A 23612-nucleotide genomic window follows, 5' to 3' on the forward strand; every position below is an offset into this window, starting at 1 on the left:
CCGGTATTGGTAGTGGTAGTGGTGCCGGTGTTGGTTCCGGTATTGGTAGTGGTAGTGGTGCCGGTGTTGGTTCCGGTATTGGTAGTGGTAGTGGTGCCGGTGTTGGTTCCGGTATTGGTAGTGGTAGTGGTGCCGGTGTTGGTTCCGGTATTGGTAGTGGTAGTGGTGCCGGTGTTGGTTCCGGTATTGGTAGTGGTAGTGGTGCCGGTGTTGGTTCCGGTATTGGTAGTGGTAGTGGTGCCGGTGTTGGTTCCGGTGTGGGTGTGGGATTCACCGTTGCCGAAATCAGGAAGTTAAAGGGATTTTCATCCCCGTCGTTATTGGTAAATTCCAGATTGCCGCTGAAGGTGCCTGCTGTGGTGGTATCCACTTGCACACTCAAGGTAGCACTGGCGTTTGCGGCAATCGAGGTGGGGGAAGTGCCCACTAGAGTAAATCCGGCGGGTAGGTTGAGGGTTCCCAGAGTTAAGTCGGCAGTGCCGATATTGTTGATGGTGAAGGTTTTGCTGAGAGTGTCGCCGACAGTAGCGCTGCCGAAATTAAGAGCGGCGATGGTACCGTCAACAATATCGGTACTGCCATCTATTACTTGGATTTCGGGTGCTGGGCTAAAGTAGGTGCGAGTTAACTGTGTTGCAGCAATATTATTATTGCCGGCGCTATCTTGTGCCGAACCGGCAGGTAAGTCTACTGTGACTGCACCATCGTTGAGCGGAGTAACGGTGAAAGTGTAGGTGCTGCCGGTGCCACTGAAATTACTCAGGGTGCCATTGCTGATGCTGATATCTGCGTCGGTAAATTCGGTAACGTCTTCGTCGAAGCTGGCGGTGACGCTAAACGGAGCGTTGGTGGTAGTGGGAGAAGTTGAAGAAAGGGTGACGGTGGGTGGGGTTGTATCAATAGTGGTGAAGTTCCAAGCTGTTGCCCCACTTACTCCCGCGTAATTGTTGCCAACGACGTCTTTAATAGCACCGGCATCGATTTCAACATAGTATTCAGTCTTTTCTGCGAGGTCGTTGGTGGGGTTGATAGTGAGGGTGGTGCCGTTGAGCGCGATCTGCGGGGAAGTCACGTCAATGGTTTCCACCACTGAATTATCGGCTACTTTCTTGATGACAATATTGCCGATGCCTTTCTGCACGGCTTCGCTGAATTCACCCACCAAATTGCTGTCAACAGCAATCTTTATAGCATCGTCAACCGGGGTAATGATGCTTAGGCTCGGAGCAGCTTTGTCAATGTTATAAACTTCTGCGGTTGTAAAGTTGCCGTTGTTAATACCAATGCCACCCAAGGAACGGTTTTTGGTATTTTTAATGGTGTCGTTATCCATCAAATCTAAGCGTAATGTGCCGCTGCCCGTGCCGGTGTTGACTGTAACGGTGTAGCTCTTCGATGATGAGGTAGTGCTAGTTGTGGGAGTAGTTGTGGAGGTAGGAGTTGGATAGATACCAGGCATGGGATACATACCGGGCATGGGATAAATACCAGGCATGGGATACATCCCACCAGGCATGGGATACATCCCACCCAAAAAAGGATCGGTGGTTCCACTTGATGGGGCTACCTTGACGACATCAGTGATAGCTCCTCCCGTAATACCGTCGGTGGTTAAGCTAAAGTCATTTGCATCGACATTAGAGACGGCTTCGCTAAAAGTGATGGTGTAGCTAACGCTATTGGCGTTAGTGGGGTTGGTAGTGGCGCGGGTGATTGAGGTGACTGTAGGGAAAGTAAAGTCGCCATAAATATTGTTGTTATCACTGTTGGCAGTTGCGCCATTGGTTGCAGAATTACCACTGTATGTCACCCCTGATACTGCGGCCTCGGCATCTGTAAAGGCAAAAATTGCACCGGCTTTACCTTGACCGGACTCTTGAGAACCAGTACCGCCTGTACCCGCAGCACCACCTGTAGCTCTGTTGTTGGTAAAGATGCTGTCAGTTACCATCAAAGCGCCATTGCGGATAAAAATAGCACCTCCTAGTCCAGCGCCGCCGCCACCACCACTGTAGTAACCGCCACCGTTGCCAGCAAACGTTCCTGGTGAACCAAAGGCACCGCCTCCGCCGCCGCCGAAACCTCCCTTACCAATACCGCCAGAACCACCGGCACCGCCACCGCCGAAACCGCCGCTGCCGCCAAGGCTCCAGGCAGCACCGCCGCCGCCGCCAAAGTCGCCACCATCGCCACCTTCGTTGGCAGCCGCAGCGCCACCGGCACCGCCGCCGCCGCCGCCAATACCACCATCGCCGCCATAGCTGGTAGTCCCAATGCCGCCACCGCCGCCGCCGCCGCCGACTCCACCGCTAGTGCCGCCTTTAGTATTGCTATCCGTACCTTTGGTGGCAGCAGAGCCACCCAAGATTGTACCGCTGCCACTGCCACCGGTGCCTCCGTTGCCCTTGTCAATCCCACTCAAGCCGTTGCCGCTGAAGCCGCCACCGCCACCGCCACCGCCACCAGGGCCGGTACCGTTGCCGCCATTGCCACCATTCCCACTGAAGCCACCGCCACCGCCTCCACTGGGAAGACCGGAGGGGCTATCGTTCAGGCCGCCATTGCCACCATTGCCGCCAAAGCCGCCTCCACCGCCGCTACCGTATTTGTAGTCGATGACATTGCCACCATTGCCCCCTACAGCCTGGTTGTCAGAGAAGGTGACGTTGTTGATGTTAACAGTACCGCTTTGAATAAATAATGCCCCCCCAGCGCCGAGGCCTCCTCCTCCTCCGTTGCTACCGTTGCCGCCATCTCCACCTTTAGCGCGTCCACCTGAGAGGGTGAGGTTACTGAAGTTGACACTGCCTTGGTTGATAAAGAATAGGCGGACATCTCCGTTGTCGTTGATTCCATTGTTATTGGCATCGCCGCTGATCTTCAACAAGTCATGCCCCGGCCCCTGGATCGTCATGCTGTCATTAACGATTAATTGGGAGGTAAGGCGGATCGTTTGAGAAGTTTTAAATACTATGGGATTAAAGACAATGACATCTGCTCCAGAGAGTGCGTTGGCTTGGTTTATCGCTTCGCGCAATGAGCCTGCCCCACTGTCGTCGGTGTTCGTTACGGTGAAGGTATTGAGGGTGGGTGGTTTGCTGTTGTCTACCACTATGTCAAAGCTATCCTCGATAATCTTTCCCTGACTATCAGATGCCGTTACTTTGACAGTAAAAGTCCCCGGAAGGGGGGCAATGCCGCTAAGGACTCCAGTATTTTTATTGAGGCTTAAACCGCTGGGTAAACCTGTGGCACTGTAGTTGCTTAAAGTCTCGTTAATGTCGCCAAAGTGGCTGGCGAGATCGAGGGTGAAACCTTCCCCTGCTGTGATTGTCTGGTTGGTAATATCACTTTTAAGGTAAGGCGGGTTTTCTACGTTATATGACTCTAATTGAGGCGCAGGCAACTGATAGAGATTGCTAACGGATGTGGGAATTGTGCCTGTGAGTTGGTTATTGCTTAGGTCAAGTTTAGTCAAAATGCCGAAATTTCCTAACTCGGCAGGGATGGCTCCACTCAATTGGTTTTGACTTAAGTCGAGGAGGCCCAAACTGCTTAGATTTGCTAACTCGGCAGGGATGGCTCCACTCAATTGATTGCTTTTTAAAACCAGCCGGGACAAATTGCTAAGATTGCTCAACTCGACAGGGATGCCTCCGCTTAATTGGTTTTGAGTGAGGTCGAGGTTGGCTAATTTGCTGAGGTTTCCTAGTTCGGTAGGAATGGCTCCACTCAATTTATTGGAATTTAGATAGAGATCGTTCAAGTTGCTGAGTTTGCCTAGCTCGGCTGGAATGGCTCCACTCAGTTGATTGGAATATATGGAGAGCCAGTGCAAATTACTAAGATTGCCCAACTCAGCAGGAATAGAAGTTAGGAAGTTGTTATGCAAATGGAGGGATTGGAGGTTGCTGAGTTTGCCTAGCTCGGCTGGGATGGCTCCACTCAGTTGATTGGAATTTAGGTAGAGCTCGTACAAATTATTAAGATTGCCTAGCTCTGCCGGGATGGTTCCGCCCAATCGATTGCCACCCAAATTAAGCGATTGTAAATTGCTGAGATTTCCGAGTTGAGAGGGAATGGCTCCTGTAAGTTGGTTTCCATACAGGTAAACGTATCCCAACTGGCTGAGGTTGCCTATTTCGGCAGGTATTGAGCCAACTAGATTATTTTGGAGTAGATGTAGGGTTGTAACTCGATCTCCCACTACCTGCACGCCATGCCAAGTTGCTACTTTAGATGCTGCGGGGGGTGTGGTGCTGCTGAAATCCCAGTTTGTTTTGTTGGTCCAATTGTTTCCGTTTGTGCTTTCGTAGAAAGCTTTCAAGGCTGCATAGTCGTCGGGATGGAGAAGAATTTCTTTGTTGTAGGTTATTTGGTTATCGCTGCTGGTACTGGCGGTACTGGTATTTCCTGCTATGTCGGCGGTTGCATCGGCCTTCACGGCTGCGGTGACTGTGCCGCTAACAGTCATGCCACTGACGGCAACATTATAGGTGCTGCCGCTTCCTGTGACGGTGGCTGTGGTGGCACCGGCAGTACCCCCCAGAGTGATGTCGCTGTCGTCAAAGCCTGTGACGGCTTCGGAGAAAACAACAGCAAAGTTGACGGTTGAGCCGGTAGTGGGGTCAAGCTGTCCCACATTTTGATTAATTGTGACAGTCGGGGCTGTGCTATCAATGGTAACTGTAAAGGGGGCAGACGGGCTGCTGGTTGTATTGGTGACGTCGGTGGCTGTGGCTGTGAAGTTGTATGTGCGGTTCGCTAATGTTGTGCCGGTGTAGTCAAATGTCCAATTGCCGGAGGAGTCTGCGGTGACAGTGCCAATGTTTGTACCTTCGTTGAAGAGGGTAACGGTGCTGTTGGCTTCGGCTGTGCCGGCAAAAATTAGGGTGGGGTTGTTTGTGATGCCGTCGTTTGCTGTGCCGGTGTCATTACTAATGCTGCTAATGATTGGGGCGTTTGGGGCAAAAATTCCTTTGTAAGTTTCCATGACTTCGGCTGAAAATGGCAAGGAGGTTTCGATCACGCCTGTTGTTTTTTCGAGTTCCCAATCTCCTCCTAAACTTTTATTGCCCGTCAAGTTCTCGGAAGCTGCCACATCAGCGCCGGTTATTTCACTTAATCTTTTAATAAATGTGATGCCGATTTCTCCGGCTGCTACATCACACCCATATAGCAATATATCTGCATTTTCTGTTAGAGAATTCTGCCATTTTTCTATGTCGCTGGCGTAAAGTTCAAGGTTGCTGTTGTTGAGGTTTGTGCTTCCAAGTTGCAGGCTGCCGCTGCTGCCATGCGACAGAATATGAATTGCTTCTAGATCGGTGAGGTTTTCTAGTTTTTGCCCTATTTGTTTAATTCCATCACTTTTTGCATCTAATATAACTATTTCGCTATTTGAATCAACCCCTTCGATCAGAGTTTGATAGTTTTCTACGTTGGAATCTACGAAAATTATTTGCTTAGTCATAAGAGTAGGTTTGGGTCTGTGATGGTTAATTTTTAAAACACGAGAAAATTAGCGGCTAATGAAGAAAAAGGTAAAATCTTTTCGCTTCACAATTACGCGCTTGCGTGATGTCCCTTGTTGAGGTCGGGGAATGCTTTAAATGGATATCAATTGAAGCACTTGCCTGTTTGTATTTTGGGGATTTAGTCAAGATTGCTCAAAAATACTACTTTTGGCAGATGCAGATTTTGTAATTCACCCTATTGCTGCTTAAAGCATAATCCTAAAGATAGACTTATGTCAAACGATTTTACCTCTTTTGGTAGAAAATTACCAAAAATTTACAAAAGGGGGTGAGTTGATAAAGTTCTAATAAACCAGGCTTTTTTCATTAAAGAGAACAGCTATTGTTGGGGCTGTTATTAAATACAACCGCAGGAAAATTACCCCTATCAAGCTAACTTTTTAATTAATAAAAGTTGAGCCGGCAATAAGGGACTGTTTGGCCGGTGGGCCTATGATTATTGAGGACGAAAGCAAATATCTCTCTCGCTTTTTTTAGGTGGGAGATGTGCTTGTCAACGCCCACTCATACTTTTACATGGCTGGGGGAGGGTGGGATGTCGGAATTGTCGGATCTTTTTGTCGGAATTGTCGGATCTTTGCGAAAATCCATTGTTGGGGCCAGAAAAACTATGATTATACTGATATTTCATAGACTCCTAGTTTAGGCAGCATCCCGTTTTTATAATGTAGTGTGGCATCGGGCCCATAATCTCCATGTCCCTAATGTAGGGGCCGTGCCTTTGTGCCGGTCTGCCGATGCTTTGTTGGGGTGTGAGTCTACCAAATCAAACATTTTGCTTTTTAATACTCTTCCCTATGACTTTTGAAGAAGCGCTCAAAATTATTGAAGAAACGCTCGCCACCAAAACAGAGACGGAACTAACGACGCCAGAAAAACAAATTCTCAAAGCTGCCTGGGATAATGAAACGTATGTTAGCGTGGCCGAAAGCTTATATTTAAGTGTTGGTCATGTTAGAGATTTGGCTTCGCTGTTATGGCAGAGGCTATCTGATGCGTTTGGCGAAAAATTGATTAAAAATAATTTTCGTTATGTGCTTAGACAAAGGGCAAAACTTTCGGTTGAGGCTGATGTTTGGGAAGAATACAATTTCGATGATCTGGAAAACCAAAAAGGGACTATTTTAATTGTGGATGATTTGGTAGATAATTTGCGTTTTTTATCTGAGGTTCTGACGAAGCAGGGCTACAAAGTTCGCAGTGTAACAAATGGTGCAATGGCTTTAAAAACCGTTAGCAATAACCGGCCCGATATTATTCTGCTTGATATTAAAATGCCTGTGATGGATGGTTATCAAGTCTGCGAAGCTTTGAAGTCGTCGGAGGAAACCTCGGATATCCCTGTGATTTTTTTAAGTGCTTTAGATGAAGTGGTGGATAAAGTTAAAGCGTTTCAAGTGGGGGGAGTTGATTATATTATTAAACCTTTTCACCCTAAAGAAATAATTGCTCGCATTGAAACTCACCTAACGATACAACAGCAAAAATCTCAATTGAAACAGCAAATTGAAAAACATCAACAAACGGCAGAGATTCTTTATCAATCTCGTTCTTTACTGGCGAGTTTGTTAAATAGTTCCCCGGATGGAATTATGGGTTTGCAACCGGTTAAGGATATGCTGACAGAAGAAATTAATAATTTTCGCTGTTTGGTGATTAATCCTGCTTTTGCTAAATTTTTAGGTAAAAAACGAGAGGATTTTGTGGGGGATGGGGTGATGAAAAAGGAATTGAATAAACTTTACCCCCGGTTGTTTGATGTACTGGTGGAGGTTTTTGAGACGGGAGAATCTTTTGAGGAAAAGTTGTGTTTAAAAAAAGAAGGGATGAAAAAAAGTTATAGGTTTGTGGCGGTTAAATTTGGAGATGGGGTTTCATTGACTATTCGGGATCTTGCTCCAATTTAGGAGAAACCTCTCCTCTAAAAGGATAGAGGAGGGGAGGTAATTTTGGAAAAATGGTACTTTTTTTTAATTCAAATATTTTCTATAAATTCGAGGATTTTTTCAAATTTAAAATCATGCGCCCAATCTCTGAGGATCTCAATTTCATCTACCTGATGGGGGATTTCTTTTATAAGTTGCAAAACCCATTCATAATCGGCATCTAAGGCTGCGTTATGTAATTTTTCTAGCCAAGTTTTAGGCAGACCGGCCATTATTTCTTTTAAATTTCCTTTGTTGACGGGCTGAGAAGGAGTGGAGATTAGGAGTTTTTCTTTATATATATACTTCACTTTTAAATATTTTTCGATCATTTCAAATATGCTGTTTTCTTCAAAAGGTTTGGAGACAAAATCATCACATCCAGAGGATAAAATAATGGCAATTTCGTCTGACAAACTGCTGGCGGTAACGGCAATTATAGGGGTGGATTGTCCTTTAATGGTACTTTTAATTTGCTTAGTGGCTTGGTAGCCATCCATTACGGGCATTCTCATGTCCATCCAAATTAAATGCGGTTCCCAAGTGTTCCAAATTTCTAGGGCTTCTTGACCGTTTTTTGCTGTTTGGACTTCAAAACCTATGGGTTGAAGAATTTTCAGTAAAAGTTGCCGGTTGTAATCATTATCATCGACGACAAGGAGGCGGTATTGCGGTTGATTTTCTGCAAGAGAAATAACGCATCGGTGTTGTTCGGGAAGGGGGATTTGATGGGAATTAATTATGGTTACTGGTAGGTCAAATATAAAGCTGGTGCCGGTGGTTGGAGGCTGATTTAATTGTGTAATTGGCTTGCCTGGGGTATAAATAAAACCGGCACTGCTGACGCTAATTTCTCCCCCCATTAAGTGGACAAATTGAGAGCTAATGGTTAATCCTAGGCCGGTGCCTTCTGATACTTTTTGACCAGAGGCTGTTTGCTCAAAAGGTTTAAATACATTTTCTAATTCTTGGGGGGCAATACCAACGCCGGTATCTTTAATTTCAAAGCTAATTCGGCATTGGGTGGGGGTTTCTTCGGTTGTTTGTACATTGACGGAGACGCTGCCAGAATTGGTAAATTTTATGGCATTACTGAGGAGGTTAATTAGCACTTGTTTTAGTTTTACTTGATCGGTGCAGATATATTGAGGAACAGAAGGGGCGCATTCAATTTCTAAGCGTAAGTCTTTAGTGTTGGCTTTTAAATTAAACATATCTTTAACCTCGTTTAATAAGTGAAAGAGGTCAAAGTTTTTTTCTGCTACCGTCATTTTACCGGCTTCAATTTTTGAAACATCAAGTATCTGATTAATTAATGTCAGTAAATGATTGCCGCTGCGGCGGATAATATGGAGGTCTTCAATTTGTTCTTTTGAGAGATTTGAGGCTTCGCTTAAAAGGTGAGAAAAGCCAAGAATAGCATTAAGAGGAGTGCGTAATTCATGGCTCATATTGGCAAGAAATGCGCTTTTGGCACGGTTGGCGGCTTCGGCTGCTTGTTTGGCTCTTTCGAGTTCACCTGCTACTTTTTTGCGTTCGATAATTTCTTGCTCTAAACTAATATTTTCGATTAGGGTTTTTTCGGCTTGTTTGCGTTGGGTAATATCTTGGAATGCCCCAATTGCATATTCTACGTTGCCGGCTTCATCAAAAATGGGGGTACAGGTAATTTCTAAAGGTATAATTTGTTCACCTTGGTGCAATTCTATGTCATCTGCTGCTGCTTGGAAGCCTTGAAGAGAGCGCACAAGAGGCAGTTCTTTTAGGGGATAGGTTTGGCCGGTTCCTGCTCGATAAAGAGGGCGATTATCTGATATCTCTTTTAGCAAATCTGGCGGTAGTCCTTGAAGATTTACTAGCTGTTTGGAGACGGTATTTTCGTAGATTACTTTTCCTGTGGCATTATGGACAACAATGCCAAGGGGTATAGCATTAAAGAATTTATTGAGGCGATTTTGATTTTCATTAACTTGAGCATAAAGTCGGGCGTTTTTTAAGGAAATTGCGGCTTGAATTGATAAAAATTGAATGACTTGTAGCCGGTCAGTTGTAAAGACTCCGGGGGCGAGATTATTTTCTAGGTAAATAATACCAATCAATTGCCCTTGATTGAGCAGAGGAGCGCAAAGAATTGATTTTATTTGCTGTGTATTGATATAAGTATCGTGAATAAATTTGCCTTCAGCGGCGGCATTCATTTCTATGATTCCTTTTCGCGTTCTTTCGACATAGTTAATAATCGATAAAGGCACTAAGTTTTCAAGGGGAGTTGTGGGACAATTTGTTTGGGTTGTTGAGTTGACAGCAGCGGCAGCTTCTAGGCGTAATTCTCCTTGGGCTTCGAGGATTAAGTAGCCGGTTTCAGCACCAGAGTTTTCTAGCAAAATTTTCATTAAAGTTGCCAAGAGTTTATCGAGTTCAATTTCACTGGCAATTGCTTGAGATGCTTTCATTAATGTGGCAAAATCTATAATTTCTCCGCCATTTTGGCTAAAGCTATTAGGCACACTTTGGCGCGTATCTATAAAAGTGGAAGCGTTGGTAAAACGCTTTAAAAATTGGGGATATTGTCGTACTAATTCTTCAAGTTTTGCAGTTGCACCCCACCGCCAATAGCAGTGATAAGCATCGGTGAAGTAAACTTGAGCAATTTTGTCTTTTCCCCATGCTAAATAGAATTTGCCGGCAAGTTCGTTTGCTAAGGCTTCTTCGTTGAGATATTCATTTTTTTTTGCTAATTTAATAGCGTTGTCATAATACTCTATTGCTAAGGTGTTGTTGCCTAAGACTCTGTGCTTTTCGGCTTCGACTAAGTAATATTTATGCAGATGTGTCATGGGGGCAAATTTTGCCCATTTTCTTATGTTTTTTTGGTTGGCTTTTACTTTGCGGATGATTTGTTTTTGTTCGGTTTGAGAAGCTTCTGAATAAATGGCAAGATGCGCTAAAGAATTGTAGAAATGAGATAAAGGAATTGTCCCTGGCGCACTGTCGATATATTTTTCTACCTGCTTGGCGTTTTCCAAGGCTTGCGAGTAGTTTTGAAAAAAATAACAGAGAAAAAATTTGTAAAAATACACGGCATGACAAATATTTTTTGCCTTGGCTTTTTGATGCACCGGCAACATTTTTACTTCGTCATAACTCTCGCCAATTAAATGATATTTATCTTCACACCGGCCCATCAAATTTAAGACAAGTTGGCGATTAAGAATGTTATAATAAAAGGCTGATTCTTGCTTAAGCTGGCTGATTACTTTACTATACATTGCCATTTCTTCTTCAACTTTTGATAAGTCTTTCCCCAGCACATAGGAATGATAGCCGTAAACGCACGCAGAATAAGCCGCATATTCTAAGTCTCCTGTTTCTAATCCTATGGTGTAAGCTTCCAGCAAGGGTTTTAAGGTTTCTTTGAGATGTTCTTTCCAATGTTTAACAAAGTAATTAACGATAAATATTGTCTTAGCTCTAAATTTTTTGTCGTTGAATTTATCGCCGACTTTAAGCGCAAGTTGTCCAAATTGATAGCCGGTTTCTATATCTCCAATAGCTTCGCTACAAAGAATCAAACCATAGGTTGCATAGGCATAGCCAGACATGGCAGTATTGCCGTATTTGAGGGAGAGATTGACTTGTTTTAAGACGATTAAGGGCAAGAGTTCCGGTGTCGATAAATACGTTGCCGAAGAAACACCCGACAAAATACGCATCGCTGCTAATTTGTTGGGATCTGTCATCACCGGCAAATCAATTAAATTAGCAATTTTCTTGCCGACTAACTTTAATTTTGTCTTCCCTAGTTCATAGATAATATCTAACTTCGTGGGCGAATCTGTCAATTTAATCCCTAAATTATTTAAGACCGATAAAGCAATTTTTATCCCTTGTGTGGGGTTATTTTGGGCGATACAGCCTTGAATTTTAATTTCATAAATTTTTATTTTCTCTAAGAAAGTTTTGGCGTGGCTTTGTACCACCGCTACCAATTCTTCCATGTCTGAAAAGTTACCACTCAAACTTGCAGCCTCGGCGGCTTCTTCATACATTTCTAAACTCAGCTTATATTGAGAAACCCAGCTATTTTTACTCAGACAATTGATGCCAATTTTTAAATAATTCCAGGCCGGTTGCCATGCTGCGGAGGCTTTGGCTTTTTTACCCGCCATCAAATTTAATTCCGCTAGTTTATCTTTTTCTAATTGAGGCAAATTTATCCAACCATTTTCATTGCCGAAGTTGAGATGCTTAACAATCTCAAAAATCTCGTGTGTAAGTTGCTGTGGCGCTGTTTTTTCTAACAAGCTTTTTCCAATTTTCCAGTGCAGAGTTTGTTTTTGATCCCCCGGAATTAACGAGTAAGCAGCTTGCTGGATGCGATCATGGGCAAATTTATAACAAATTTTCACTTTCTGCAAGTCTCTGTCAGTTTTGAGAAATTTGTAATCTTCTCCAACTGTTAAAATAAGTCCTGCTTCTATCACTTCCCCTAATTCATCGGCTGTTTCTTTTTGCCCTTTATTTTGAAGCCATGACAGGGTTTCTAAGCAAAATTGATTGCCAATACAAGCCGCAAGCTGTAAAGTTTTCTGCGCTTCCTCCGATAAACTTTGAATTTTATTTGCCATTAATTCCACAACATTCTCAGTCAAGTTTCTTGTCTTAATCTTCTCTAAATCCCAACTCCAACCTCCGATTTTATTATCAAATATGAGTAATTTTTCTCTATAAAGAGATTTCAAAAATTCTTTGATAAAAAAAGGATTTCCCTGGGTTTTTTGCGAAATTAACTCTACTAAGGCTAATTGTTGAGACTCCCTACCTTCGCATTTCAGCGTATCGGTAATTAATTGCTCAGTTTGGCTTAAGCTCAGCGGCGACAGAGCCAGATTATTAACAACAACTCCCGCCTCTTTAATATCTGATAAAATCCGCATTAACGGATCAGTTGCACTGACTTCGTTATTTCGATAAGCACCAATTAAAAGCAGATTTTGGGTGTGAGGATTGGTAATAAGAGCCTCGATCAGTTGCAATGTGGCGCTGTCTGCCCATTGCAGATCGTCGAGAAATATCACCAGCGGATGCTGTGGTTTACAAAACACTTGGATAAAGTTTTGAAATACTAAATTAAATCGGTTTGTTGCTTCCGTTGCCGATAATTCAGGAACCGCTGGCTGGGGGCCAATAATTAATTCTAATTCCGGCAGCAAATCGATAATAACTTGGCCGTTGTTGGCTAAGGCTGCTGATATCTTTTTTCCCCATTCTTGTAATAAAAAAGCCTTTTCACTGAGCAATTGTTGAATCAAGTTTTGGCAAGCTGTCATCAATGCTTGATAAGGAATATCGCGGTGTAAATGGTCAAATTTTCCTGAAACAAAATAGCCACGTTTTTGAGTAATGAATTTATAAAGTTCTTGGACTATGGCTGTTTTTCCAATACCAGAGTATCCAGAAATCATCATTACTTCTGTTGCGTTTTTCCCCTCTTTTATGTCATTGCCAGAGGCGACGCGATTCTCTTTCAAAGACGCTACGCGAGCAAAGGCTGTTAATAAGCTTTCTATTTGCGTTTCTCTGCCGTACAATTTTTGGGGGATTTGTAATTGCCTAGAAATGTCTTGTTTTGCCAGCGGAAATATTTTGATTTCGCCTTTCTTCAATTGTGCCAGACAAGTTTCTAAATCTGCTTTTATTCCCCACGTTGTTTGATATCTATTTTCGGGGCTTTTTGCCATTAATTTCAGGACAATCTCGGAAAGTGGTAAGGGAATTTCTGGATTAATTTCTTGTAGTGGAAGCGGTTGTTTGGCAATATGAGAGTGTATTAATTCTAGTGCATCTTCTGAGTCAAAAGGTAGTTGCTTGGTTAGCCATTCATAAAGGCTTACTCCCAAAGAATAAAAATCTGTGCGATAATCAAGGAAAAAATTCATTCGTCCTGTTTGTTCGGGAGACATATAGGCGAATGTTCCTTCTAATAAATTGGGGTTTTTGAAGGTCGGATTTTCTCTCAACAATGATGTTGAAATTCCCAAGTCTATCAGTTTTAATTGGCCTGTTTCAGGGTTAAAAACTATATTCGATAAATTAATGTCTTTGTGAATAATATTGTTTTTATGAATTGCGCCTAAAGCTTCGGTGGCTTTCAAGGCAATTAAAAGTGATTCTTTTAAAGAAAATTCCCGGTTTTCTAACAAATATTTTAAAGAAAAACCGCCAAAATCTTCCAATAACATCACTTGCGTGTTATTAGATTTTACTAAATCATAGGCTTTGATAACTTTTTCTAAGTTGAGGCTGCGAGTTATTTCATATTCATACTGATAGCGGTAAAGTTCAACCGGTGAGGGATAATCTTCTTTGAGGGCTTTTAATATCAAAGGATGTTTATTTGTGGTGCGAATTGCTCGATAAACCACCGAGTTTGCACTTTCATAAATTTGCTCAATAATTTTAATATCTGGCAGATTAATCATATTCATCTGAACACCACCAAGGAGAAATTATCGTTTTTTTTGGATCTCAAATACTTTTTCACCCAAGAAACTGTAGAAACAGCTAAAAAAACCTGACTTCTTAGAGAAATCAGGTTGTTAAATCCTAACAAATGCTCAAAATTAACGGCCTATTCCTGTATAACGGAAACCGGCTGCTTGCATTTGTTTAGGATCAAGGAAATTGCGACCATCAATCATCACGGCATTATTCATTAATTTCGCCATTTTTGGATAATCTAAATGACGGAATTGTTGCCACTCGGTAATCACAACCAAGGCATCACAACCATCGGCTAAACGTTCGGCATCGGTTTCTACAAACACACCAGATAAGCCATGACGCAGGCCGGTTTGAGAGACAACTGGATCATAAGCTTTAACCTTTGCACCAAGGCGGTTTAACTGTTCAATAATATTAAGGGCCGGTGCATCGCGCATATCATCGGTATCCGGTTTAAAAGTTAACCCCAATAAACCCACCGTTTTGCCTTTTAAAATCTTAAGTTCGTGTTGCAATTTTTCAATGACAATTTGCCGCTGACGTTGGTTAACTTCCACCGCAGCTTTCAGCAAATGAGCATCATAGCCATAGTCATCAGCAGTATGAACTAATGCTGACACATCCTTGGGAAAACAAGAACCTCCCCAACCAATACCAGCATTTAAAAATTTCTGGCCAATACGCGAATCTAAACCCATGCCTCTTGCCACTTGCACCACATCTGCACCCATGCGGTCACAAATATTTGCTACTTCGTTAATAAAGCTGATTTTGGTAGCCAAAAACGCATTAGCAGCATATTTAATCATTTCTGCCGAACTCAAATCTGTCACCACTACCGGCACCGCAGGTAAGCTTTGATCTTCGGCATATTTCCGCTCAATAATTGGCGTGTAAAGTTCCTGCATCATGGCGATGGCTTTGGAATTATTACCGCCCAAAACAATGCGATCTGGGTTAAAAGTATCATAGACGGCAGACCCTTCGCGTAAAAATTCTGGGTTGCTGACTACATCAAATTTTACGCCAATTTTTTTAGCGACTTCTTCACCAGAAGCACCGCCATTGCCGACAGTTTCCCGTTCTTTTATGCCATCTAAAACAATCCGTCGTACCCAGTCCCCGGAACCAATGGGAACGGTCGATTTATTAACGATGACTTTATAATCGCCTTCTAGGTGAGCACCTATGCCTTTGGCAACGGCTTCAACGTAACGAGTATCGCTTTCGCCATTGGCTAAAGCAGGGGTACCAACAGCGATAAATAGGATGTCTCCATGTGCTACACCGGCGGCTAAATCGGAGGTAAATTCTAAGTTACCGCTGGCGGTCGCTGACTGCATGATTTCTGATAAGCCTGGTTCAAATATCGGCGACTGACCGGCTTTCATTAGCTGAACTTTGGCTTCGTTGTTGTCTACACAAATAACGTGGTGGCCGATGTGGGCCAAGCAAGTGCCGGTGACTAAGCCGACGTATCCGGTACCAATGACACAAACGCGCATAAATCTTTTTCCTGTTTTTTCTTTTTTATCTAACTCAGAGGCTCTGTGTTTAGTGTTCCCCAAATTTTGGCGAATAACTAATGGGCAGTGATCCGAGAGCGAAAATCCTCAATTGTCAGCTTTAAGCCTTCATCAAGCGGGACGGTTGGCTCCCATCCCAGCCATGTTTTAGCACGAGTGATATCCGGTTGTCGCTGTTTTGGATCATCTTGCGGTAAGGGTTTGAAAATAATTTCAGCATCGGGGTTAACCATACCCTGAATTTTTTGCGCCAGTTCTAAAATAGTATATTCCCCCGGATTGCCTAAATTCACCGGCCCGATGTGCTCGCCATTCATCAAACGCATCAGCCCTTCCACAAGATCCGACACATAACAAAAACTGCGAGTTTGCGAACCATCGCCATAAACTGTGAGGGGAATACCGCGCAAAGATTGGACAATAAAATTACTTACAACCCGCCCATCATTTTCTAACATCCGGGGGCCATAGGTGTTAAAAATGCGAGCAACGCGAATATCAACATTATTTTGGCGGTGATAATCAAAACACAAAGTTTCGGCAACTCGCTTGCCTTCGTCATAACATGATCTGATCCCAATTGTATTAACATTTCCCCAATACTCCTCTGTTTGGGGATGAATATTTGGATCGCCATAAATTTCTGAAGTAGAAGCCATCAAAAGCCTAGCCTTAACCCGCTTAGCCAAACCCAACATATTCATAGTCCCCATAAAACTTGTTTTCACAGTTTTAACAGGATTATATTGATAATGAACCGGCGAAGCGGGACAAGCCAAATGATAAATCTGGTCAACTTCCAAACGAATAGGCTCAGTAATATCGTGACGAATAAACTCAAAAAAAGGACTATCCATCCACTTAAGAATATTCCGCTTATGGCCGGTATAAAAATTATCCAAACAGATAACATCATGCCCATCAGCCATCAGCCGGTCAATCAAATGAGAACCAATAAACCCAGCCCCACCCGTAACTAAAATCCGCATTTTTCTTAACTCCAACTACTTAAACAAAACAAAACAACCCATCCAAAAAATCCTAACATCCCCACCCAGAAATATCCGCATTTATCTGCGTTCATCTGTAGTGGGGCAGGCATCCTGCCTGCCTTACATCTGCGGTTAAAAAACCCCTTCTTCGCAACCCACCCTAAACCCAAACCAATAAAACCATAACAAAAACTGCGCCTGAAACAACCCCTCAGACGCAGAATGTATCAAAACTTCAAAAAATCAACCCTTATCCAACTTCAAAACAGCCATAAAAGCCTCCTGCGGGACATCTACCGTCCCCACCGACTTCATGCGTTTTTTACCCTTAGCTTGCTTTTGCAGCAATTTCTTCTTACGAGAAATATCACCCCCATAGCATTTTGCCAGAACATCCTTTCGTAAAGCAGGAATATGTTCGCTGGCTACAATTCGGGAACCAATCGAAGCTTGAATAGGAACCTTAAACTGGTGACGGGGAATCAATTCTTTTAACTTTTCCACCAAACCACGACCAACAGCATAAGCCTTATCGCGGTGAACAATCATTGCCAAAGCATCCACAGGATCGCTATTAATCATAATATCGAGTTTCACCAAAGGATTCTCTCGATATCCGATTAAATGATACTCCATACTTGCATAGCCCCGCGAGCGCGATTTCATTTGGTCGAAAAAGTCAGTTACAACTTCTGCGAGGGGAAGTTCATAAACTAAAGTGGTGCGATCTGTGGTGAGATATTTCATATCTTTAAATACCCCCCGTCGCGTCTGGCTTAATTCCATCAGAGCCCCAACGTAGGTTTCTGGGGTGATAATTTCTACTCTGACAAAAGGTTCTTCGATTTTTTCTCGGTGGTTGGGTTCTGGGAGATGGCTGGGGTTATCTACCATGATAATTTCCCCGTTATTTGTTGTCACTTGATAGACCACCGAAGGGGCTGTGACAATCAAATCTAAATTGTATTCTCGTTCGAGACGTTCTTGGACAATTTCCATGTGCAACAGTCCCAAAAACCCACAACGGAAACCAAAACCCATCGCGCTTGAGGTTTCGGGTTCGTATTTGAGGGCGGCGTCATTTAATCTTAACTTTTCTAATGCTTCGCGCAGGTCGGGAAATTGGTCTGCATCGATGGGAAATAGGCCGCAAAACACCATTGGTTTTGCTTCGGTGTAGCCGGGGAGGGGTTCAGTAGCTTTGGCTTTGGCTAGGGTAATGGTATCGCCAACGCGGGCATCTTGGACGGCTTTGATAGCGGCACCGAGATAACCAACTTCACCGGCATGAAGTTCGTTAACTTGTTTTTGGGTGGGTGCCAAAATTCCTAACTCGTCAATTTCGTATTCTTTACCAGATGCCATTAAGTGGATACGGTCGCCTTTTTTGACGGTGCCATCCATGACGCGGAAATAAACGATGACTCCGCGATAGCTGTCATAATAGCTATCAAAAATTAGGGCTCGCAGTGGTTGGTCTACGGTGTCTTGGGGGGCCGGTACCAAATGGACGATTGATTCTAAAATTTCATCAATACCGATGCCTTCTTTGGCAGAGGCGTGGATGGCTCCGGAACAGTCAAGGCCGACGATTTCTTCAATTTCTCGTTTTACGCGGTCTGGTTCGGCGCCGGGGAGGTCTATTTTGTTTAAAACGGGGATGATTTCGAGGTTATTTTCTAGGGCGAGGTAAACGTTGGCGAGGGTTTGGGCTTCGACGCCTTGGGAAGCATCGACGACGAGTAAGGCACCTTCACAAGCGGCCAAGCTGCGGGAAACTTCATAGGAGAAGTCAACGTGCCCCGGAGTGTCGATGAGGTTGAGGACGTATTGCTCGCCGTCTTTGGCGGTGTAGTTCATGCGAGCGGCTTGCAGTTTAATGGTGATGCCGCGTTCGCGTTCGAGATCCATGTTGTCGAGGAACTGCTCTTTCATTTCCCGGTTATCGACGGTGCCGGTGGTTTGCAGCAGCCGGTCTGCCAGGGTCGATTTCCCGTGATCGATGTGGGCGATGATTGAAAAGTTACGAATCCGAGATACTGGAACGTCTGTCATATTTTTTGGTTTAGCAGGCCGGCGGAAACTTACAGGAAAGCATGGATAGCCCTACAGGGGTTCAGGCGCCGTCAAAAACACCTGATGCTTAATGTATTGTAATGCTTTTATTGCGCTGGGTGTCGTTCATAGGTTTACTTGGGAAGGTTGGCACTGACCAGTAGAATAGAAATAGAGGCGTTGCACATCTATAGAGATAATCTTGTCGGGGCAGTTCTCCTGTGGTTGTCCCCCAACGCTAGGGGCAATTCTCCGCTGGTTGCCTCAAGTGATATCAAGTGCAATTTGGTTGAGTGTATTGTTTTAAATAGGATTGGTGAAGAATGAATGAGTCTGCTGTAGATAGCCGGCGTTTTTCTGACAAAGTGGAAGTTTCGATTCACATTGATTCAGCGCTGCTTGATGAAGTTAAACATCTGACAAATGACCCCAGCAAAGTTATAGAAACGGCGCTGCGTCAATGGTTACGAGGCGAACAAGAACGGGGATCGGATGATCTGAGCCGTACTTTGATGAGAAACCCGCCGGTGCCGCCACGCGGTGAGTGGAATGATTGAGGTGTAAGGTGGAGGGGGTGCGCGATATGATTTTGAGCGAGATCCAAAAGATTAATTTTTTGAGCGCCGCTTTTTGTGGGCAGCGCACCTCCACAGCTTTTTTCTGCTGTTTGCTAATTTGGTAATTAGGCGGTTGATATGCCGTGCCGGTAGTTTGCCATTGTGATGCTGATGACCTCTTCTGCTGATTTTGATGCTTTTTTGGCTGCACAACCCCCCCTGACACCGGCCAAAAATGACGATTCTCAAGGGTTGCGCTGTTTGGGGGCTGAACTAGCGTTTACTCACGATCTGACTGGGGTGTATCTAAGTTTTGACTGGCTTTTGGCCGGTCAATATGACCTTGATCCAGCAGAGATCGTTGGGCGTTCTATGGCTGAAATTTTCGGGCCGGTGGCTGTTTCTCCTTATTTGGAACGGGTACAAAGGGTGAGTGAAAGTTTGATGCCCGAACGCTTTAGTTATCCGTTTTATTATGGGGAAAAGTATTTTTTATTTGATTTGGTGGTAAGTCCGATTTTGAGGGCTTCTGAGGAATTAAAGACGGTTTTAGTTATGGGCCGGCTTTTATCTCAGCAATCAAGAATGGATGCCAAACTAAAAAGCGAAACTGAAGCAGGAAAATTAAGTTTAAGTTTGGATCTTCACCAAAAGTTGCTGAGTGAAATTGTTGGCAGTATGCGCCGCACTTTACCGCCGGCTGCGGAATTATATCAAAAGTTGCTTAGTAAAATTGCTCGCAATATCCGCCGCACTTTAGATTTACAAACTATTTGCCAGCAAACTGTCAGCGGTTTAGGACAAGCTCTTTCGGCTTCGCGTTGTGTGATTTGTGTGTATAAAAATTCTACGATTCCGGCGCGAGTAGTAGCGGAATATAGTTTACCTGGTTTGAGTTCGCTTTTGGGTGTGGAAGTGCCGGTTTTGTCTAATTCTTGTTTACAAAATGCGCTTTCTAGTCGAGATGTGAGTTTTGAAGAAAGTGTGGTTGAATCTATTTTTGATGAAAAGTCTTTGTTGGCAATTGCTACTTGCTATCAAGACCGGCCTAATGGTTTAATTTGTTTAATTCAATGTGATCAAACTCGCACTTGGTCACCGGCTGAAATTGAATTTCTCCGCGAGTTAGCTGATCAAGTTGGGACTGCTATTGCTCATGCTACGCTTTATCAAGAGTTGGAGGTGGCGCGTGCTGCTGCGGAGGAAGCTTCGCGGCTGAAAAGTGAGTTTTTGGCTAATACTTCTCACGAGTTACGCACTCCGCTTAATGGGATAATTGGCTTTTTAAAATTGATTATGGATGGGATGGCTGATGATCCTGAAGAAGAAGAAGAATTTTTGCAGGAAGCTTATCATGCGGCTTTGCATTTGTTGAATTTGATTAATGATGTTTTGGATCTGGCGAAGATTGAAGCTGGTAAGATGCAGCTTGATTTTGGGCCGGTGAAATTAGGGGAGTTGTTAAGTGCTGCGGAAGATTTAACTAGGGCGCAAATTCAGCAAAAACAATTGTATTTTAAAGTGTATAAGCCTGCTAATTATGAAGGTCTTGTTTTGTGGGGAAATTATCAGCGGTTGTTGCAAGTGATGTTAAATTTAGTGGGGAATGCTATTAAATTTACTAACGAGGGGGGTGTGACGGTTTATGCTGATGTGATTCGCCAAAAAATTGCGATTAAAGAACAAGAATTTCCGGGGATGGTGAGGGTGCGGGTTTGTGATACGGGGATTGGTGTTGCTTTGGATAAACAGCATCGGTTGTTTCAATCTTTTTCGCAGGTTGATAGTTCTCGTACTCGTCAATATGGGGGTACGGGTTTAGGTTTGGCGATTTCTCAAAAGTTAATTGAAGCTATGGGAGGGGGAGTGAATTTTTATAGTTCTGGGGAAGGTTTGGGATCGACGGTGACTTTTACTGTGCCGCTTTATGAGGAACCTCCTATTAATTGGAATATGGATAATATAGAGCTTCCTGAAGAAATCAAAAGTTTGCTAAAGGAGTGATTTCTTGTTAGAAAATTAAAGTTTTTTTCAAACATTTAAAGTTAGAATAAGAGCATGATTTTACAGATTTTGCGGGGCCGGTATCATGTTATTAAACCTCTGAGTAGTGGGGGTTTTGGGGAGACTTTTTTGGCGGAAGATTGGGATTTACCGGCCCATCCTATTTGTGTGGTAAAACGTTTTCAACCTCAGTCTAATAGTGCGTTTGTTTTAGAACAAGGGGCGCGGTTATTTAATCAAGAGGCGGAAATTTTACACCGGCTGGGAAACCATGATCAAATTCCTCGTTTGTTGGCGCATTTTGAGGAGAATGGGGAGTTTTATTTGGTTGAGGAGTTTGTTGAGGGGGAGGTGTTAAGTAATGCTTTGGTTTCGGGGGGCCGGTGGGCGGAGAATGAGGTGATAAAGCTGTTGCGGGATGTTTTTGAGGTTTTGGCGTTTGTTCATTCTCAGGGCGTTATTCATCGGGATATTAAACCGGCTAATTTAATTCGGCGTAAGTCGGATGGGAAAATTGTTTTAATTGATTTTGGGGCGGTTAAGGAAATTGGCGGTTTGACTGTTAGTAATCAGGGGCAAGTTATGTCTACGATTATGATAGGAACTAGCGGTTATATGCCGGATGAGCAGGCGAATGGGAAACCGCGTTTTAGTAGTGATGTTTATGCGGTGGGGGTGATTGCTATTCAGGCGTTGACGGGGTTAAATCCTGATCCGAGTTTTGGGGGGTTTCCAGAGGATGCGGTGACGGGGGAAATTTCCTGGCGAAATTTGGTGCCGGTGAGTGGTAATTTGGGGGATGTTATTGATAAGATGGTTTGTAAGGATTACCGGCAGCGTTATGTTTCTGCGGTGGAAGTGGTGGCAATGTTGGATGCTTTGGTGGGGGCAAAAAATCAAGCACCTACTTTAGTTTCTGCTGTTCCTACTTTACCCTCTACTCAAGTTTCTAAACCTCCTTTTTCTATTATGTCTCTTTTAAAATGGCCTCGTGATCATAAGATGGCTTTTGCCGGTCTTTGTTTGGCTGTTGTTGGAATTTTGGTTACTCTGTTTGAGACGGAAATTAAGAGGAGTATTGGTTTGGAAAAGACGGGGGATGAGGTGGTGAGTTATGAGGGGGATGGGATAAAAGTTAAGTATCCTGAAAAGTGGGAAAAACAAGTTTATCAAGGTGGGTTTTATGGCAATGGAGTTGTGTTTGTTTCGCCAAAAGATGGGAAGGATGATAAGTTTCCAGAAAGAGTGGCTTTGCAGGTGATTTCTAATCAGTCGGCATCGAAGTTTTACGAAAATTTGAGGAAAGAAAGACAGGAGGAAATAGGGGAAATTTTGCCGAAGGTTCCTCAAACAACAACGCTGGCAAAGGGTGAGGCAAATTCGGTGGTGAGTGAAGATAGAAAGGATCAGGTTAAGAGTCAGTATGTTTGGCGAGAGGTTAATGGGAAATTATATGTTTTGACTTATGCGGCGGAAAGTGGGGAGTTTTCTAATTATCAGCCTAAGTTTGAGAAGATTAAGGATTCGTTGGAGATTCGTTAGGGGTGGGGGTGTTGGTTGCCGGTTAATGATATTGGTTGCCGGTTAATGATATTGGTTGCCGGTGTCTACACGAAAGAAGCCACCGGTTGAAACCGGTGTGTACACGAAAAAAGTCCTACGGACTATAGAATTAAATTATTAACCCCGGAGGGGTTTTATTCTTGCACCATCCGCCGGTTTCAACCGGTTTTAACCGGCGACAAATACCGGCATCATAAACCTAATAAACTACCTTAGCACGCCAACTCAAATGATCAACAGGATTCCGGTTTAGCGCTTGTTTTATTGCATTTAATTCTGTACCTTGTGGCTGGATTGGTGTTTCAAATTCAAAGCTTACCTTTAAACTAATATCAGCCTTCGTTCCTTCAGAATTTAACAAAGTATTAAGTGTGGTAAAAAAGCTTTGAAAACCCCGCACAGAACTTTGATACTCTAACCGCAAAAACTGGTCATTAGCATTCAAACTAACAGTTTTATCAATTGGCAATTTAAAGCGACTCAATAAAGGAATTGCCGTGCCAATTTTCCGGTAATCCATACCTTGAGAAACAGACAAATCTAAAGATTCAATTCCGCGTACTTTAAAATCAAGACATTGATCCATCAACTGCGTAAAAAATATCGGGTAAAATTAACGCAGAATCATTATATTCCCGCACTACATCAATTGCCTTTTCTAATTCTCTCTCATTTGGTACTAAAAATAATAAACGATTGCGATAAGTGCGAAACTTTCCAGACTCGCCGGTGTTGTTAAAAATTTGCTCTACTAAATAAGGTGCTTCATCCGTAGAACTTTGCACCGTTGCTTCATCAAAATCTATCAAACAAAGCGCCACATCATCAGGATTATCATCTACATCCGAAGGGCTTTGTGGGGCAGAAATAAGGGTAAATAATTTTTTGGCAAAAATGCTATCCCGTCGAATTTGCAGGTCTTGTTTCGCCTCAGTTCGGCCTACCTGCT

General features: G+C 43.5%; 11 protein-coding genes. 4 read left to right on the forward strand and 7 right to left on the reverse strand.

What is annotated here, in order from left to right; translation table 11 throughout:
- Positions 1-5473 (reverse strand): DUF4347 domain-containing protein (locus NG798_RS24760; RefSeq protein ID WP_261226389.1); only part of this gene is annotated, 5473 nt, incomplete at its 3' end.
- Positions 5474-6334: 861 nt separating this feature from the next.
- Between NG798_RS24760 and NG798_RS24765 the strand changes: the two genes are divergently transcribed.
- Positions 6335-7444 (forward strand): response regulator, encoded by a 1110-nt coding sequence (locus NG798_RS24765; protein WP_261226390.1) that lies wholly within the window; start codon positions 6335-6337, stop codon positions 7442-7444.
- A gap of 68 nt (positions 7445-7512) precedes the next feature.
- On the opposite strand, the gene NG798_RS24770 is transcribed toward NG798_RS24765, so the two are convergent.
- From NG798_RS24770 to lepA, 4 genes are all read right to left on the reverse strand, one after another.
- The gene (locus NG798_RS24770; RefSeq protein WP_261226391.1) at positions 7513-13950 is read right to left on the reverse strand and encodes an AAA family ATPase; all 6438 of its coding nucleotides are present in this window, start codon (positions 13948-13950) and stop codon (positions 7513-7515) included.
- 135 nt (positions 13951-14085) lie between these two features.
- Positions 14086-15471 (reverse strand): UDP-glucose/GDP-mannose dehydrogenase family protein, encoded by a 1386-nt coding sequence (locus tag NG798_RS24775; protein ID WP_261226392.1) that lies wholly within the window; start codon positions 15469-15471, stop codon positions 14086-14088.
- A 77-nt stretch (positions 15472-15548) separates the two neighbouring features.
- Positions 15549-16481, reverse strand: a complete 933-nt coding sequence (locus NG798_RS24780) for a UDP-glucuronic acid decarboxylase family protein (RefSeq protein WP_261226393.1) — start codon at positions 16479-16481, stop codon at positions 15549-15551.
- 246 nt (positions 16482-16727) lie between these two features.
- Positions 16728-18539, reverse strand: a complete 1812-nt coding sequence (lepA, locus tag NG798_RS24785; protein ID WP_261226394.1) for a translation elongation factor 4 — start codon at positions 18537-18539, stop codon at positions 16728-16730.
- A gap of 323 nt (positions 18540-18862) precedes the next feature.
- On the opposite strand from lepA, the gene NG798_RS24790 reads away from it, so the two are divergent.
- From NG798_RS24790 to NG798_RS24800, 3 genes are all read left to right on the forward strand, one after another.
- Complete coding sequence (locus NG798_RS24790) at positions 18863-19096, forward strand: type II toxin-antitoxin system CcdA family antitoxin (protein ID WP_261226395.1); 234 nt, start codon at positions 18863-18865, stop codon at positions 19094-19096.
- Positions 19097-19261: 165 nt separating this feature from the next.
- Positions 19262-21100, forward strand: a complete 1839-nt coding sequence (locus NG798_RS24795) for an ATP-binding protein (protein WP_317619635.1) — start codon at positions 19262-19264, stop codon at positions 21098-21100.
- Positions 21101-21154: 54 nt separating this feature from the next.
- Positions 21155-22642 (forward strand): serine/threonine-protein kinase, encoded by a 1488-nt coding sequence (locus NG798_RS24800; protein ID WP_261226396.1) that lies wholly within the window; start codon positions 21155-21157, stop codon positions 22640-22642.
- 220 nt (positions 22643-22862) lie between these two features.
- Here NG798_RS24800 and NG798_RS24805 read toward each other — a convergent pair whose 3' ends face one another.
- Positions 22863-23249: a hypothetical protein gene (locus tag NG798_RS24805; RefSeq protein ID WP_261226397.1), complete on the reverse strand. Its 387-nt coding sequence runs from the start codon at positions 23247-23249 to the stop codon at positions 22863-22865.
- Positions 23233-23612, reverse strand: a 380-nt coding sequence (locus tag NG798_RS24810; protein WP_261226398.1) for a hypothetical protein, incomplete at its 5' end; no start/stop codon positions are given. The genes NG798_RS24805 and NG798_RS24810, both read right to left, overlap by 17 nt.

This window comes from Ancylothrix sp. D3o, from assembly GCF_025370775.1.
Classification (GTDB): domain Bacteria; phylum Cyanobacteriota; class Cyanobacteriia; order Cyanobacteriales; family Oscillatoriaceae; genus Ancylothrix.

Bases quoted from the DNA above. Each gene is read 5' to 3' on its own strand.
- NG798_RS24790 (WP_261226395.1), top strand. From the start codon at position 18,863: ATGAATGAGTCTGCTGTAGATAGCCGGCGTTTTTCTGACAAAGTGGAA.
- NG798_RS24765 (WP_261226390.1), top strand. From the start codon at position 6,335: ATGACTTTTGAAGAAGCGCTCAAAATTATTGAAGAAACGCTCGCCACC.
- NG798_RS24805 (WP_261226397.1), bottom strand. From the start codon at position 23,249: ATGGATCAATGTCTTGATTTTAAAGTACGCGGAATTGAATCTTTAGAT.
- NG798_RS24800 (WP_261226396.1), top strand. From the start codon at position 21,155: ATGATTTTACAGATTTTGCGGGGCCGGTATCATGTTATTAAACCTCTG.
- lepA (WP_261226394.1), bottom strand. From the start codon at position 18,539: ATGACAGACGTTCCAGTATCTCGGATTCGTAACTTTTCAATCATCGCC.
- NG798_RS24770 (WP_261226391.1), bottom strand. From the start codon at position 13,950: ATGAATATGATTAATCTGCCAGATATTAAAATTATTGAGCAAATTTAT.
- NG798_RS24780 (WP_261226393.1), bottom strand. From the start codon at position 16,481: ATGCGGATTTTAGTTACGGGTGGGGCTGGGTTTATTGGTTCTCATTTG.
- NG798_RS24775 (WP_261226392.1), bottom strand. From the start codon at position 15,471: ATGCGCGTTTGTGTCATTGGTACCGGATACGTCGGCTTAGTCACCGGC.
- NG798_RS24795 (WP_317619635.1), top strand. From the start codon at position 19,262: ATGCTGATGACCTCTTCTGCTGATTTTGATGCTTTTTTGGCTGCACAA.